The sequence below is a fragment of the Cronobacter sp. 153480017-3 genome, assembly GCF_053627815.1.
The window spans coordinates 51508-67795 of record NZ_JBSEYN010000002.1; the positions used below are offsets into that span (position 1 = coordinate 51508).

The following is a 16288-nucleotide window of genomic DNA, read 5'->3' on the forward strand; positions in this document are numbered from 1 at the left end:
TGTGTCACTCCTGACTTTTTTCGGGAAATAATGGATTTCTAAGCGCTCACTTTTTGGGAGAAGTTAACCTTATGATTAAAATTCACTTCAAAAAAGCCCGCTTTCTCCCGGCATTACAAGGGATTGCTTTCAGTGTTAATTCTTTTATTAGTGTGTCTGTAACTGCCTTTTCCGTTTTAGTTGTATTTAACGTTGCAGCCAGGGACAACAATACCGTATCAGCGAAAGATTCGGTGGATTTCAACCAGGCATTTATTCATGGGCAAAAATTTGATATATCTCGTTATGCAGATGGCAACCCTGTCACCCCTGGTGTTTATAACGTTACATTAATTATCAATGGGCAAAATCATGGGCAACATGATATTCGTTTTGAGCAATATGCAGCCGAGAAAAATGCTCGCCCTTGCTTACTGTTGAAGCAACTGCAAGAGGCCGGGATTCGTCTGGAGATACCACTATCTGAAAAACAACTCTCAGATGAACGTTGTTATCGCTTCGATGAACTTATCCCTAAAAGTCAGGTTAATTATAACCCTGCCGATTTCGAACTGACACTCGATGTACCGCAAATTAATTTAATACCCCAGCCCCGAGGCTATATCGACCCCAGTCGGTGGGATGCAGGGAGTACGGTAGGTTTTTTGGATTATAGTGGTAATTTTTATAGCCTCTTTCAGAATAACCGTGGAGAAGATGGAGATTCTTTTCAGGGCAATCTCGGTTTGTTAACTGGTCTGAATTTTGCGGGCTGGAGGTTGCGTAAACGTATTAACTCCGACTGGAGTAATGACAAAAGTCTTCGCACACAAAACCTGGCCGGCTATGCGCAAACCGACATCACTCCGTTAAAAAGCCAGATGACGCTCGGCGATTCGAATACTTCCGGCGACCTCTTTGATAGCTACAATATCAGAGGGGCACAACTCGAATCGGACGAACGGATGTTGCCTGAAAGTTTACGTAATTACACGCCGATCGTGCGTGGTGTGGCGGATACCAACGCAAGAGTAAAGATTACTCAACGTGGTCAGACAATTTACGAAACGGTCGTGCCACCAGGCGCATTTGAAATTACTGACATCGGTGCCATGGGGTATGGCGGCGATCTTGAAATGACGATTACTGAAGCAGATGGGCGACAGCGTATCCAGAACATTCCTTTTTCAGCGCCGCCCATGCTGTTGCATAAATCAATCTCACGCTTTGCGATTTCAGCAGGCAAACTTAAAGATGATGCTGTTCATAATGAGCCCACCATATTTCAAAGCGTTTATCATTATGGCCTGACAAGTAATTATACCGTTTATACTGGCTTTCAGATCTCAGGCCACTATTATTCTATGGCAGTGGGGCATGCTGTTAATACGCCTATTGGCGGCATATCCATCGATATTACCCATGCGAAAAGCGATTTGGCCGATTCAAAAGAATCCAGCGGTAATAGCTTCAAAATTGGTTTAACAAAATATGTCAGCCCCACCGATACTAACCTGACGCTGGCGGCTTATCGATACTCTTCTAAGGGGTTTTATAGCTTCAGGGAGGCCAGCATTGCACGGTATGGAGATGATAATAATTACTACGCCAGTGATTACCGTACCCGTCAGCGCCTGACGGCAAACATATCACAGTCGCTGTGGAGCGGGAGTTTCATCAACTTTAGGGCCAGTATTTATCGATACTGGAACAACAGAGCAGCCTCAAAGCAATATTCGGTTTCCTGGACGCAGGCGCAGCGCTATTTTTCATGGACGCTAAGCGCGATGAGAACGCGTGATGAAGATGATAACTATGATGATACATATATGGTTACCATCAATGTGCCTTTGGGCCAGGGGGAAAATGAAAAACCACTCTTCGACTCTTTATATTCTACGATGTCAAATAACGATTCTGGGGATACGTTATGGCAGGTTAATGCTACTGGATCTCAGGGCCAACAAAATGTAATAAATTATGGCGTTGGCACCACAATGAATAAAAATGACGATATGCCCAGTGAAGAGCAACTCAGGGGCAACATTAGCTATGATTCGCCGGTAGGCCAGTTCTCCGCGACGGCGTCAATGAACAACCGTTCGGCGCGGCAACTATCGGCAACAGCTAACGGTAGTCTTGTTGCCCATAAAGGTGGGATCACTGCTGGCCCGACCATCGGCGATTATCCGTTTGCGATTGTCGGCGTACCGGGTGCGGAGGGCGCAAGAGTTTATAACGGACATGGTGCCAAAGTGGATGGCGCGGGTTATGCGATTGTTCCTTCTCTGACCCCGTATCAGGAAAATATTGTCGCTATTGATTATTCCGGTTTGCCGGACACGGTCGATGTGCTTGAAAACCAGAAAACCGTAGTTCCACGTATGGGTTCAGCCATTACCGTGGATATGAAAACCCTCGTCGGGCGCCCCATAATTCTGATAGTCAGAGATGTATCTGGAGAGTTTTTGCCGATAGGCGCGCAAATTATTGATGATAAAAATACAAGCCAAAGCATTATTGGTCAGGGCGGTATGGCATTCGTGCGCGGATGGGATCCGGAGCAACAGCATCTTTACGTTGAATGGGATAAGAATAAATGTCTCATTAAAACGAATAGTGCTAAACAATATGCACAGGATATGCCTGCAGGAAAAATCGTGCAAATGGAGGTGTCATGTATACCGCAATAATATTACCCCGATTAATTCGGCTATTCTCCAGGTTTGCAGGAATGTTACTATTCATCTGCTACGCAACATGTTGCTTTGCTGAGAAATGCATAAACGCGGGTGACTGCAAAATAAATGTGTCTTTTACGGGCACTTATATGGAAGAAACCTGTGCCGTAAATATCAATAATGCCTCTTCGGCAGAGACAATTACGTTGCCTGTACTGTCAACGACCGTACTACAAAAAGCGGGCACAGAGGCAGGAAGTCAGCAATTTTCAGTAACGCTTACACACTGCCCTGTTGATAAAACAGTATTGCTGCGGTTTGTTAATGATAATGGCCTCGCTGATATGAACACCGGTAATTTGCTTAACGAAAGTGGAACAGGTTATAGCGAAAACGTTCAGATCAGATTGCGTAACGCTGATGGAGCTCAGATGGTAATTAACGATGAGACCAGCACGCAAGAATATGTTATCCCTGCGACAGGTGATGCCATTACTCATTATTACATCGCGGCTTATTATGCGGCAGGCAATGGTAACGTTACGCCAGGCGAAGTCGGTACGCTGGCAAATATAGACCTGATTTATAAATAGAGACGATAACCTGACGTCTTATTTAATGAATTGAAATTTCTACGTGGAATAGTAGTAGTGCTGTTAACCGGATAGGGATGAAGGTATATATGGTAAATAAAAGTAATTCACAGAAATTTATAGCCAGGAACCGGGCGCCGCGCGTACAAATTGAGTACGATGTGGAAATTTATGGCAGTGAAAAAAAGATTGAGCTTCCTTTCGTTATGGGCGTACTGGCGGATTTATCCGGTAAGCCACTGGAGCCATTGCCGGCTGTCGCGGACAGAAAATTTCTGGACATCGACATCGATAATTTCGATGAACGCATGAAAGCGATGAAACCGCGCGTAGCTATTAGTGTCCCGAATACGCTTTCCGGCGAAGGACAGCTGATGGTGGATATTTCCTTTGAAAGTATGGATGACTTTTCGCCAGACGCTATTGCGAAGAAAGTGGAGCCGTTAGCGCAATTGCTGGAGGCCCGCACGCAATTGGCGACGCTGCAAACTTATATGGATGGTAAAGCTGGCGCAGAAGGACTGGTCATGCAGTTACTTAACGATAAATCCTTATTAAAAACATTAGCTTCCTCGCCGAAACCGCAGCAGGCTTCAGCGGAAGTCGAGCGGGAAGAGTAAGCGGAGATAACGGAATATGTCCATGACTCACACAGAGCAATCACAGCGCGCCGCGGCGTCTGCCATTGAACTTGATGACTTCAATGCGTTACTCGCTAAGGAGTTTAAACCGCGTTCGGATCAAACTCGTGCTGCGGTAGAAGGCGCGGTCAAAACCCTTGCGGAGCAGGCACTGGTTAATGCTGTTACGCTCTCGGATGATGCTTATAAATGCATTGCATCCATCATTGCTGAAATTGACAGAAAGCTTTCAGAGCAAATCAACCTGATTTTACATCATGAGGAGTTTCAGACGCTGGAAAGCGCCTGGCGCGGTCTGCATTATCTGGTCACTCATACCGAAACGGACGAAAAGTTAAAATTACGCTTCCTGGATATTTCCAAGAGTGACCTGCGTCGTACCATGAAACGCTATAAAGGTGTCGCCTGGGATCAAAGTCCGCTGTTTAAAAAAATCTACGAAGAAGAGTATGGGCAACTTGGGGGCGAGCCTTATGGTTGCCTGGTTGCCGATTATTATTTTGATCACAGCGCACCTGATGTGGATTTGCTGGCTTCACTAGGTAAAGTCGCGGCCTCTGCGCACGTTCCTTTTATTAGCGGTGCGTCGCCATCTGTTCTGCAGATGGAATCCTGGCAGGAGCTCTCAAACCCTCGCGACCTGACCAAAATCTTTACGCAGAATCTCGAATACGCCGCCTGGAATTCACTGAGGCTGGCGGAAGATTCTCGCTATATTGGGCTTGCCATGCCGCGCTTCCTGGCGCGTTTGCCCTATGGTATTCGTACTAATCCGGTAGATGAGTTTCACTTTGAAGAAACGACCGACGGGGCGGATCATTCTAAGTATGTCTGGGCTAATGCTGCTTACGCGATGGCCGTTAACATCAATCGCTCATTCAAAGAATATGGCTGGTGCACATTAATCCGCGGTGTTGAAAGCGGAGGCGTGGTGGAAGGGCTGCCGTGTCATACTTTCCCTACCGATGATGGTGGCATTGATATGAAATGCCCGACAGAAATCGCTATTTCTGATCGCCGCGAAGCCGAACTCGCGAAAAATGGCTTTATACCGCTGGTGCATCGTAAAAACACCGACTATGCCGCCTTTATCGGCGCACAGTCTTTACAGAAGCCTGCTGAATATTATGATGCGGACGCTACCGCGAATGCGAACTTATCAGCGCGTTTACCGTATATGTTTGCGTGTTCGCGTTTCGCGCATTATTTGAAATGCATTGTTCGCGATAAAATCGGCACCTTTAAAGAGCGCGACGATATGCAGCGCTGGCTGAATGACTGGATCATGAATTATGTCGATGCCGATCCTACTAACTCGTCATTAGAAACCAAGTCTCGCCGCCCGCTCGCGGCTGCCGAGGTCATTGTGGAAGATGTGGAAGGGAATCCTGGTTATTATCAGGCGAAATTCTTTTTGCGCCCGCATTTTCAGCTGGAAGGATTAACGGTGTCGTTAAGAATGGTCGCGAAACTGCCTTCTTTAAAACATGTTGCATAATATTCAGAGGGCAAATTAGCGGCTCCGCTGAATGCTAATTTAATAGTGAATATTGCAGGAATAAAAACAGGCTGATGAGCGCCTGTGATGGCTTTCATCGCTTGTTTTAAGGTGGCGTTATTCGCCATTTATAGTTAACCGTGCTCAAGAGGAATGATATGGCACAGGATATGTTTATTAAAATTGATGGCATCGAAGGGGAGTCATTAGATGCCACTCATAAAAACGAAATTCAGGTTTTGGCATGGCACTGGAGTGTGTCACAGCACTCCAATATGCACAGCGGCTCTGGTGGTGGTTCCGGTAAGGCGACTGTCGCTGATTTCTGCTTTGAACATTATGTCGATAAGGCGACACCGAATCTGGTGAGCTACTGTCTGACCGGTAAACATATTAAAAACATCCAGTTTGTTATTCGTAAAGCGGGTGGAGATCCGCTCGAATATCTGCTGATTAAATTCACGGATGTCATTATTACCGGCGTGGATGTAATGGGATCGCTGGAAGATGAAACACGTCCGCGTGAATCAGTGCGCTTCTCATTTACCAAAATGACCGAAGATTATGTAATGCAGAATGCGGAAGGTCAAAAAGCAGGCGTTATTTCTGCCAGCTATGACGTTAAAGCTAACCTGCACGGCTAATAACGGCCTGAAGCCCAAAACTTGCCGTTATATGACGGCAAGTTTTTAAGTCTTCTGGCAGAACGTATTAACAGTATTCATTGCGTAATAAAACATGGCTTGATAACGATGCCTGATTTAATGGGTTATTTCGAATGATGACTGGCTGGAGTATTACTCTCCGGGCGGCACGGACGCGCAATTACACAGTATCTTGCGCGCAGGTTAGTTTTTTAATCGTGCTAAGCATGATGACGGCCTGCCAGTCTGCGCCGCCACCGGAGAAAAAGAATACGGTCGAACTCACACTGATAGCGGGCCTGAATATGAACCCGAATCGTCGGGGCGTTGCGAGCCCGCTAAAAGTAACGGTATATGCGCTCAATGATGATGAGGCGTTTCTGGATGCCGGTTTCCTGACGATCACCGAATCGCCCGATCCCGAATTGAAAAAAGAGATGCAGCGTCTCTGGGAAGGCATATTGCGACCGGGGGAGAAGAAACAGGTCACCGTCGTGACGGACGATACAGCCCATGCGCTTGGGATTGTCGCTGCCTATCGCGATATTCAAAAGGCGCAGTGGAGTGCCACCTCACCACTGCCTGAAAAGCTGTCTGTGAGCTGGTATCAGGCGCTCTGGCCGTGGCACACCGAAGCGCCTGTGCAACCTGTTGAAATAACTTTCGATAAATTAAACATCACAATCAAGGGATTGAATCGTGAGAACGAATAAAGTTATCTGGAGTGAAGGCCTGTTTTTACGCCCACAGCTGTTTCAGCAGCAGGAGCGGTATCTGGAATATTTCTCGCATAAGCGAGCTGCCACCATCACTCCCTTTTTCTGGGGATTTTCACGCTACAGTATTGATAAAGAAGCGCTCGCCTACGGTAAGTTTGTTCTGCATTCCGGCAGCGGCGTCTTTCCTGATGGCACTCCTTTCGATATCCCGGAGCATGCGGCTTCGCCCGAGCCGTTAACGGTTCGCCCTGAACACTTAGGCCAGCTGATTTTTCTGGCCGTGCCGCTGCGGCTCGAAAACAGTGATGAAACTATTTTTGATGCACATGATGCCAGTTCGCTTGCGCGCTTTTGCGCTTTTGAAACGCCCCTGAACGATGCCAACGCCATTCGCCAGGGACCGAAACCCGTTCAGCTTGGGCGGCTGCGCCTCATGCTGGTGCCTGAAAGCGAAATGACGGAGTCGTGGATCGGTTTACCACTGGCGCGCATACGCGCCATTCAGCCTGATGGCAGCGTGCTGTTGCATGAGAATGATTATATTCCCCCGGTGACCTGCTGTGCGGCCAACACATTGCTCAATGAGTGGGTAACGCATCTCAACGGACTCGTTAAATTGCGCGCCGAAATGCTGGCGGGTCGGTTGTCAAACAGCGATGGCAAAGCCAGCGCCAGCGCTGAAATCGTCGATTACCTTTTGCTGCAAATATTCAATAAATACGAACCGGTGCTGGATCATCTGCGCCATGTGCCTGAGCTGCCGCCGATTGACCTGTATCAGGAGCTCGCGAAGTTTGCCGGTGAATTATCTACCTTCATTCGTACTAAAACGCGTCGGCCCCAGCCAGCGCCGGGTTACGACCATGCGCGACTGTATACCAGCATCCGGCCGCTGGTGGACGATGTGCATGAACTGCTGAACCAGATTCTTATCCGCGCCGGGCAGGTTATTCCTCTGCATGCGAAAGGTAACGGTGTCTGGAGCGCGGTGGTGTTGCCTGGCGAGTTGCGCACCTTCGCAAGCCTGGTACTGGCCGTGAATGCGCAACTGCCGGCAGATGTTCTTCAGCAGCATTTTTCCGCGCAGGCGAAAATCAGTGCGCCTCAGCAGTTGCATGAACTGGTGCGTTCACACTTGCCGGGTCTGGAATTGCTGGCGCTACCGGTGCCGCCGCGACAGATCCCCTATAACGCCGGTCATGTCTATTTTGAGCTTCAGAAAAGCGGCACATTCTGGGATGCCATCACCGTCGCCGGAGCACTGGCGATGCACGTTGCCGGTGAGTTTCCTGGCCTCAAGATGGAACTGTGGGGGATCCGTGACTGATGAGCACAATGGATGCGTTCACGTCTGGTGATGAAGCGCTTAACCTCCAGGCATTAGGGAAATTTCTGGTAGATGAACAAGGCGATGCATTCGGGACGCCACCTTCGTTTTCTGATCCTTTCAGCAATGAGAAAGCCCCTGTCTCAGGGCGGCGTTATCACGCGCGTATCAAAACCGAGAGCATTCAACAGCGCGTCGCGAAAGTGCGCGCTGCGCAGATCCCCTTGCTGGAGGCCGCGCTGCCGCTGTTGCGCGCGCTCAGTGAGATGCCGGAAACCATTCCGGTAATCGCTGATGTGGAGTTGCTGAAAGATATCCTCAGGCACGAAATCACGCTATTTAGCGTGGTGTGCGATGAAGCCGATATCCCTTGGAAAAAGATGGCCATCGTGCGTTATTGCCTCTGCACCGCGCTGGATGAGGCCGCGCATGGAACGAGCTGGGGGCTTCAGTCTGGCTGGTCGCAAAGCAACCTGCTCAATCATTTTGAAGGGGACAACGACGGCGGCAATAAATTCTTTCTGCTGGTGGGCAGGCTCTCCGCCAGTCCTCATGAATTCCCGGATGTGCTGGAAATCATGCTGCATATTCTGGGGCTGGGCTTTGAAGGGCGTTACAGCATCATTGACGATGGCGAACGCCAGCTGACCCGCATTCGCCAGCGGCTGCTAACGCTTCTCCAGAGCACTCGCGAGACGCTGCCTCCGGTGCTTTCCCCTCATGCATATTGTGAGGGGCAGGCAGCCCGAAAATCGTTTTTTTTCATTCCGGTGAAGGTATCGCTGACGCTCTGCGCTTTGCTGGTCGCCGCGCTTTTTCTTGGTTGCAAATATTACCTGTCCCTGCCGCAGGAGTTATTCCGCCAGCAGTTACTGGCGATGCAGCGTTTGCATATCACTGAGCCGCGTCCGCCGGAGCGTTTACGCCTTGCGGTTCTGCTGAAAGCGGAAATTGCCCGCCACTGGGTCAGCGTGGATGAGTCACAGCGGGAAAGCCGGGTCATCTTTCATGGCGATTCTATGTTTGCTGTCGGCGATGCCAGCGTCAGGCCGGAGCGGATTGACATCATTCGTCGCGTCGCTGCTGAAGTGCAGCGGGTGAATGGTGAGGTGGTGATTATCGGCCATACCGATTCGACGCCTATTCGTAGCGGGGCGTTTGCCAGCAACCAGGCGCTTTCAGAAAAACGGGCGCAGGCGGTAGCCGCGTATTTCCGGGAGCAAGGCATCGCGCCTGAGAAAATCACATCAAAAGGGGCCGGAGATACACAGCCGATCGCCAGTAATCACGATGCGCAGGGACGTTCGCAAAACCGACGCGTTGAAATTTTTGTGACTTATTAACGGGAACGACAATGGCTTTTTTGAATCGGTTATTTTCCGGACGGTCTTTAAAATTTCTCCTGATGGCGGCCTGGTTTGTGCTTATGGCGTGCGCTATCGGGTATCTCGGGCCGTATATCGGTTTTGGTGAGGCGCGGCCTTTTGCCCCGGCGGGCGCGCGTCTCCTGTTTATCCTGCTTGCGTTGCTGTGGCTTGTGGCCATCTGGTATGACTTCGCGCTGTGTCTGCCTGGCGCGTTAACCCTCTGCGCCGCGGTCTGGGTCGCCGGGCCATATGTGCTGATTGGGGAACGTTATCCATTACACAGCACTGCAGTCCGCCTCGCAATTATTGTCGTTGTGATGACGCTGATCCTTCTCTATGCGGCCTGGCGGCTGTTGCTGTTCACGCTCAACAATCCTGCATGGACTGAAAAAATACGCTTTCGCCGCACTGCCAGCGTGCCGGATCCTGCAATATCCGAGGTGACGCGCATCATTCGCGATGCGCAGGCATTCAGCCGCCGCATTTATCGGCAGGAAACGGGCTGGCGTCGCTTTTTTGTGGGGCGTCATGTCAGTGACTCACAGCCCTGTTATCTCGTCCTTGGCCCGCAAAGCGCGGGTAAAACCTCACTGGTGCTTGCATCAGGGCAGGAATTTCCGCTTCCCGAACAGCTCAATCGTACCGGTAAAGAAAACCCGCCGACCGCCAGTTGCGAATGCTTTTTCGCTAATGACGCGCTTTTTATTGATACGTCGGGAAAATATGTAAGCCAGGGGAACGACAGTCGCCAGGAGTGGCAGGCGCTGCTACAGGCTATCCACAAGTATCGCCCTGCGACGGGCATTAACGGCGCGCTGCTGGCGTTTTCCGCGCGAGAAATTCTCGGGCTTCCGACAACGCAACAGCTGGCGTTTGCCGCCACGCTGCGCGCGCGTCTGGACGAGCTTCGCACCACGCTCGGAGCCTGCTTCCCGGTTTATCTCATCGTGACGAAAGTCGATGAGCTGACCGGTTTTGACGCCTGGTTTCGCCATCTGACCGCCCAGGAGCGTGAGCAAATCTGGGGCGTGACCTTCCCCTGGGGAGACATCAGCCGCCGCCCGACGCCAGAAAGTGATATTGAAGATGAGCTGTTGCTGCTGGAAAACCGCCTGAGCAGTGCCGTCACGCTTCGTCATCAGGAAGAGTACGCCGTGGCGGACAGGAAGAAAATGTATGCCGTTCCGCAGGATTTTCGGCTGCTCGCACAGCGTCTTTCAGCGCTCCTGCGCCCTATATTCTTTGCTTCTCGTTATGACGAAACGCAGTTTAACGGCACGCTTCGCGGCGTGTACTTCACCAGTTGTTGTCAGCCGGAGAGCGTGACGCTTCGCAACAGCGCTACGCTTGTGCAACAGTGGCGGCACGCGGCAGATCAGGCACCGGTTGAAAGCGGGGGCTGCCTGCCGGAAGCGACCCCAGAAGACGAGCGTCCAGGTGCAGAGATGGTCTGGGGCAAACGCTATTTTTTACAGCGGCTTTTCGCCGATATCATTATCAAAGACGCAGGGCTTGTGCGTTATAACCTGCGCGCGCAGACAACCTGGCGCTTTCGCAATCTCGCCGGCCACCTCGCCGGTATAGCGCTGTCGCTTTTTCTCATCAAAGGCCTCTTCACCAGCTATGCGCACAACCGCGATTATCTGCAGGCTGTCGGCCATCACGCGAATGAGCTACAGCACGAAGTACATACGTTTATCAAAACGCATGACCTTCCGCTGCTGCCCGCGCTATTAAAAACAACCCGTGAGCTGGCGGCGTTTCCGGGGCTGTCCCCCGACGCTCCCGGTCACGACTGGCGCTACGGGCTGTATACCGGTGATGCTGTCTCGCAACAGGCCGATACGCTGTATCACTACTTCCTGCAGCGTCTGCTGTTTCCGCTGATTGAGCGTGACGCGACGCAGGCACTGAAAAAGGCGCTGCAGGAGGGAAATCAGGCTGACCTTTTCGACGCGCTGAAGCGTTATCTGATGCTGACCGGGGAGGAGCGTTTCGATCTTGCGTATCTCGTTGACAGCATTACGCGGCTCTGGAGCGAGAGCGGAAAAATTACCGCTTTTGAAGAGAAAGCGGTCTTTACCGACCACCTGAATGCATTGTTCTAGCAGCCGGAATGGCGGCGCTTCGGCGAGCCGCGCGATGAGAGTCTCGTCAGAGAAGCGCGAAAACGTCTTGCGCAAACCACGCTGACCACGCGGCTCTGGAGCCGCGTGCGTGACCAGCTTGAAACCGACGCGCCGCAGGATCTCACGCTTGAGCAACTGGCGGGCGAATCGTCGGCCCATATTTTCACGCTGGAAGATACAGCGCTGCTGGCGAGCGGCATTCCTGGGCTATACACCGTTGAGGGATATCACCAGCTCGTTAAAAAAAAACTGCCGCTGCTGCTGACCAGCGCCTTTCAGGAGGATCGCTGGGTCATGGGTAATGACAAAGGCGGCATGATTAACCCGATGATGCTGCGAAACGACGTGCTGGCGCGCTATCTCGATGAATACGCTGGTTACTGGGAGCGTCTGCTGAACGGGGTCGCGCTGTTGCCTGTCGATACGGCGCAAACGGCGGGTATGGCTCCCAACATTTTTATGCTGCGCACGCTGGTGGCGGCTAACTCACCGCTGGTGAATCTGGTACGCGAAGCGGTGAAGCAAACCACACTGACGGCCAAAGTGCCGGACATCACCGAAACGCTTAATCTTACCAACCGCAGCGCGTTGTTGAGCAACGCGAAAAGGCTGAACGATCGGGTGGCTTTTCAGGAACGACGTTTGCTTCAGGAACGAGTCGACAACCGTTTTGCGGCCCTGCGTGAATTTTACAGCGGCAGCGCGCTGCCGGATGCCAAAACAGGAATGATATCTGCCGTGCCCGGTTCGTCGTTTAACCGCGTTATTGGTCTGCTTAACGATCAATACACGCTGTTTGTCATGTATGACAACGCCCTGCAAACCGGCGATCCGCCAGCGTTATCTGATGCCGCCAGACGGCTCGCGGTGGAATCCGAGACCTGGCCTGCGCCGCTTAAAAATATTATCGCGCCGCTACTGAATCACTCCTTTCAGAAAGTCGAAGGTGAAGTGGCCACGCAGCAACAAAATGCGATCGACGCCGGGCCTGGTGAGGCGTGTCGCCGCGCCATTGAGGGGCGCTACCCGCTAAGCGACAGCAACCAGGAAATCAGCCTCAATCAGTTTGAGCGGTTTTTCGGCGCAGGCGGCGAGCTGGATAGCTGGTTCCAGACGCATCTTGCTGAGAACGTGGATACCGCCTCCACCCCGTGGCGTTACAAAGGACGTGCGCAGGGGGAAGGGCTTGGCGTGTTTGAGCAAGGTGCCGCGGTTCGCAGCGCCTTATTCCAGGGGGAAGACGGCAGAAAAGTCGCGCTCGATCTCTCGGTGGCGGTGGTTTACATGGACCCGACCATTACCCGGCTACAGATGCAGTTTGACGACGCGATTGCTGACTATTCTCACGGTCCGGTGAGGCCGCTGTTTTTCCACTGGCCGGGCGGGCATTCGGCAAACGAGATCCGACTCTCCGCACGTCCCGCGCAGAGAGAATCCACCTCTGAACTGGTGGTGGAAGGTTCCTGGTCGCTGCTGCACTGGGTGGATAACGCGAGCGACGTGCGCCAGACGGCCGACGGAAAAACGATCGTGACGTACTTTTTTAATAAACGCCGCGTCGATTTTGAAGTGACAGGGTTGAACTGGTCCGGGCGATTTATCCCCGATTTGCTGAAAGACTTTGCCTGCCCGGCGGCGGCATAACGGGGGATAAGTATGTTCGCAAGGACGATAGTTCCCGTTCATATCGGATGTGGACAGAAAGCATATAAAAGTGTTTACAGCCGGGCGCAACGCGCGCTGGTTTTACGGCTGAAAACCGAGGTGGTGCCGGTGCTGACGCCGCTCGCTGGCACGCCGGCGATCAATGACTATCCGTGGTGTTTCGCGCTGGTTTTCAGAGGCCATTACTACCTGGGCGCGTTTCTTAACGGCCCCGATAACACGTGCGTTGCGCTTGTTTCCCGGCTCCGTCGGCCACGTGTGTTACACCATGCGGCGCAAAAGCAAAGCCTCGCGTTCTGGCAGGCGCGGATCCTGTGCCTGCGGGCGGATGAGCGCCCGCGCGCCGGTGAGAGTGCAGCGGTTCGGCAGTGGGTTAAAGCGTTACGGTTATCGCTCGCGCCCGGATGGGTGCGCTGGTGGGTCAATAAAGCCTGGCGATTCGGGGCGCGTTCTTCAGCGCTGCTCGCTCCGCTCTGCGCGGCGGATTATCGCCTTGAGGATGATGCAGGTGTGGATGTCATGCCGTGGCGGGCATGGCCTGCCTGTATCGCTGAGGAAAATATGGTCTGGATCTGGAGGCAAAGCCGACACGGTAAATATATCGATGCGCAGCGGATAGCTATTACACAAACAGGGAGGCAACGGTGACAACGCCGTTGTGGGGTTCAGTCAATATCAGGTGCCATTATGTCGCGTACAACGCAATTACTCAGCCCGGCAATGCCTTATCTTGCCGGTGAGCCGGCTTTAGTGCTTTCTAAATTAACCGGAGAAGAAGCGCTCTCCACGTTATATACCTACACCCTTACCGCGAAAACGCCCGCGAATGCTGCTATTTCCTGGCAGGCGGCGTCGAATATCGATTTCAAAGCCCTCGTGGGTAAAGAAATGACGGTCGCGATGGAAATCGACGGTAACGGGCTTGATGAAACGGCAGGTCTCGGGCGCGGGCGGCGCGAAATATCGGGCCTGGTGGAGCGCGCGCGTTATATCGGGCGAGACGCGAATCAGGCGATGTTTGAAATAGAGATTCGCCCGTGGCTGTATCTCGCGACGCTTACCAGCGATTTCAAAATTTTCCAGAATAAAAATGTGGTGGAAATCATTGATGAGGTGCTCGCCGAATATTTTTTCCCTTGTGAGAAACGTCTGACGGGTACTTATCCGTCTCTCGATTTTCAGGTGCAATATGGCGAAACGGATTTCAGTTTTATTCAGCGCTTAATGGAGGAGTGGGGGATTTACTGGTTCTTTGAGCATAAAGACGAGAAGCATAAGTTAATTCTTGTCGATCATGTGGGCGCGCATAAACGCGTCGACAGCGCCGCCTACCATGTTCTGCATTATTTACCCGAAACGCCAAAAGCGGGTGAAGAGTATATTGCCCACTTCGCGGCGCAGGAAACCATTACCACCGGCCGCTGGGTGACTAACGATTACGATTTTACGAAATCCCGTGCCGATATCCTTGCGCTCGACAGCAAGCCGCGTAACACCAGCTTTAACCTGATGGAGATGTATCACTGGCCTGGCGATTATGCACAGCCAAATATTGGCGAACAGCTGGCGCGGGTGCGCATGGAAGAGCGTGGCGCTCTGGGCTCACGCGCGACAGGCGACGGCGAGCTTCGGGGCGTCGTCTGCGGCTGTAATTTTGTATTAAGCGGCTATCCCGTTGCGAAAGCCAACCGGGAATATCTGGTTATTTCCAGCAGGCTTGATATCGAGGACAACGCTCAGGTAAGCGGTTTTGAAGATTATCGTTGGCACTGCCATTTTGTCGTTCAGCCGACCAATAAAATTTACCGTCATCCCCTGCACACGCCACGGCCACGCACGCGCGGGCCGCAGACGGCGATTGTCGTCGGACCGCCTGGCGAAGAGGTCTGGACGGACAAATATGGCCGCGTGAAAGTGCGGTTTGTCTGGGATCGTTACGGTAAAAACCGTGAATCAGATTCCTGTTGGCTGCGCGTCAGTCAGTCATGGGCAGGCAATAACTTTGGCGGCATTTATATTCCCCGCATCGGGCATGAAGTGATTGTCGATTTCATCAACGGTGACCCGGACCGGCCGCTGATTATTGGCAGCCTGTATAACAACATTACGATGCCGCCGTGGGATCTGCCGGGTAATGCCACGCAAAGCGGCATGATAAGCCGCACTATCGGCGGCGGGCGCACCAATTTCAACGGGATCCGCTTTGAGGATAAACCCGGTCTTGAGCAGTACTGGGAGCAGGCCGAGCGCAATATGGAGCGCCTGACGAAAAAAGATGAAACCCAGACGATTGGCGAAAATTCAAAACTTTCTGTGGGTCTCAACCGGGATGTCTTTGTCGGTGCGAATTACGTTAAAAAAATCCTCGGTGGCTGCCGCAAACTGATTGGGCTTGGCGCTTTTATGCAGGTCGGGCTGACGCGCGAGGTGATGGTCGGCGGCGCGCAGGCGCACCATATCGGCGGTGCGAATTCCCTTAACGTTGGGGGAGCGGATCTCACAAACGTTGGCGGCTATAGCGGCACCTCCGTGGGCGGCGCGTGGCAGGTGGCCGCGGGCGGCGCGGCGACAGTGGCAGCAGGCGGTGCCATGTCGCTGAGCTCCGGCGGGGAGCTGATTATTTCAGCCGATACGATCAAAATTATTGGCAGCAGTAAGGTGGTGATACAGGGGGGCCAGGTGCAGCTCAACCCTGGCGATGGCGGGTGTTCCTGCGGTAACAGCAGCGGTGGCGGTATGGGCGCACTGGCAAGCCTTGCGGGGCTGATGCCGCTGATGGGGATTATGGTTTTACCGCTGCCTCTGCCGCCACTGCCTATTCCTATTCCCATTCCTGTTCCCATCCCGACGCACTGTCCGACGGATACGCCAACCGATACGCCAACGGATACGCCGACCGATACGCCAACCGATACGCCAACCGATACGCCGACGGATACGCCGACCGAAACGCCGACGGAGACGCCAACAGAGACGCAGACGGCGCCGCCCAAAATCTGGTAAGCGCTATCCACGCTGGCGGAGCGACCGCCAGCGTTAATTCCA

General features: G+C 52.5%; 11 protein-coding genes and 1 pseudogene. All 12 read left to right on the plus strand.

All coding sequences use genetic code 11. The annotated features are described in order from the left end of the window. The first annotated feature begins 71 nt into the window (after positions 1–71). Positions 72–2672, plus strand: a complete 2601-nt coding sequence (locus ACUW6V_RS04735; protein ID WP_454038074.1) for a fimbria/pilus outer membrane usher protein — start codon at positions 72–74, stop codon at positions 2670–2672. Positions 2673–2713: 41 nt separating this feature from the next. Next, positions 2714–3253 carry a fimbrial protein gene (locus ACUW6V_RS04740; RefSeq protein WP_227001536.1) on the plus strand — a complete coding sequence of 180 codons (540 nt, stop codon included), beginning with the start codon at positions 2714–2716 and terminating at the stop codon, positions 3251–3253. An 89-nt stretch (positions 3254–3342) separates the two neighbouring features. Continuing rightward, complete coding sequence (tssB, locus tag ACUW6V_RS04745) at positions 3343–3873, plus strand: type VI secretion system contractile sheath small subunit (RefSeq protein ID WP_007848138.1); 531 nt, start codon at positions 3343–3345, stop codon at positions 3871–3873. A gap of 22 nt (positions 3874–3895) precedes the next feature. After that, positions 3896–5392 carry a type VI secretion system contractile sheath large subunit gene (tssC, locus tag ACUW6V_RS04750; RefSeq protein ID WP_069682551.1) on the plus strand — a complete coding sequence of 499 codons (1497 nt, stop codon included), beginning with the start codon at positions 3896–3898 and terminating at the stop codon, positions 5390–5392. A 158-nt stretch (positions 5393–5550) separates the two neighbouring features. Further along, the gene (locus tag ACUW6V_RS04755) at positions 5551–6036 is read left to right on the plus strand and encodes an Hcp family type VI secretion system effector (protein ID WP_007791657.1); all 486 of its coding nucleotides are present in this window, start codon (positions 5551–5553) and stop codon (positions 6034–6036) included. Between the two features lie 134 nt (positions 6037–6170). Then, entirely contained in the window at positions 6171–6749 is a 579-nt protein-coding gene (gene tssJ / locus ACUW6V_RS04760; protein ID WP_253907021.1) for a type VI secretion system lipoprotein TssJ, read from the plus strand. Next, on the plus strand, positions 6736–8082 hold the full coding sequence (tssK, locus tag ACUW6V_RS04765; RefSeq protein ID WP_454038075.1) for a type VI secretion system baseplate subunit TssK: 1347 nt from the start codon (positions 6736–6738) through the stop codon (positions 8080–8082). Before tssJ ends, tssK begins: the two co-directional genes overlap by 14 nt. Then, entirely contained in the window at positions 8082–9425 is a 1344-nt protein-coding gene (tssL, locus tag ACUW6V_RS04770; RefSeq protein ID WP_454038076.1) for a type VI secretion system protein TssL, long form, read from the plus strand. The genes tssK and tssL overlap by 1 nt, the downstream gene beginning before the upstream one ends. 83 nt (positions 9426–9508) lie before the next feature. Continuing rightward, positions 9509–12097, plus strand: a pseudogene (tssM, locus tag ACUW6V_RS04775) (type VI secretion system membrane subunit TssM); the annotation flags it as partial. Between the two features lie 282 nt (positions 12098–12379). Beyond that, a complete protein-coding gene (locus ACUW6V_RS04780) occupies positions 12380–13222 on the plus strand; it encodes a type VI secretion IcmF C-terminal domain-containing protein (protein ID WP_454038213.1) in 843 nt (280 codons plus the stop codon). A gap of 12 nt (positions 13223–13234) precedes the next feature. Then, positions 13235–13891: a hypothetical protein gene (locus ACUW6V_RS04785; protein ID WP_236907257.1), complete on the plus strand. Its 657-nt coding sequence runs from the start codon at positions 13235–13237 to the stop codon at positions 13889–13891. 39 nt (positions 13892–13930) lie between these two features. After that, entirely contained in the window at positions 13931–16246 is a 2316-nt protein-coding gene (locus ACUW6V_RS04790) for a type VI secretion system Vgr family protein (protein WP_454038077.1), read from the plus strand. The last annotated feature ends 42 nt before the right edge of the window (positions 16247–16288 follow it).